We start from the raw sequence: 503 nt of genomic DNA, 5'->3' as shown, positions 1-503 counted from the left end.
CGCCTGGAGCAATCCTTCGGGGTAAGCAAAAGTGCCCCCGGGGAGCTGTCAGATCTGTTCTGCGCTCTGGCTGGGACGCTGTCCGAGCTGGAAAGCGAACTGCAGCGCTTGGGTCGCGATGGAGAGCATGGCACGCTCTACAAGCGCCTGTTGACCATCCCTGGTGTCGGCCCTGCCGTCGCCGCTCACCTGATCTACTACATGACGCGCTGGCCGTTGGCCAACGCCAACGCGTGGATCGCCTGCACGGGCCTGGATCCCCGGCCCAACGAGTCTGGCGGCAGAACGGGACGGCGTCGGTTGTCCAAACAGGGCGCGCCAGTGCTGCGCCAGATGCTCTACATGGCCGCCATGGGGCTCAAGCGGTGTCGTCGGGGGCAACCGCTCTACGACGAGCTGTCAAAACGCGGTCACCCCAGCACCGCCGTCTTCAACATCCTGGCCAGAAAGCTGGCCAGGATCGCCTGGGGTGTCTTCAAAAGCGGCCGGGACTTCGATCCGGC

General features: G+C 65.0%; 1 protein-coding gene. It reads left to right on the top strand.

The window, feature by feature from the left end:
- A partial coding sequence (locus N7573_RS22285; RefSeq protein WP_279943300.1) for a transposase occupies positions 1–503 on the top strand: 503 nt, incomplete at both ends.

This window comes from Stenotrophomonas sp. GD04054, assembly GCF_029836955.1.
Lineage (GTDB): Bacteria > Pseudomonadota > Gammaproteobacteria > Xanthomonadales > Xanthomonadaceae > Stenotrophomonas > Stenotrophomonas maltophilia_A.
Note: the sequence above shows the minus strand (reverse complement) of the source record. Positions and strands in the feature narration are given on the sequence as shown.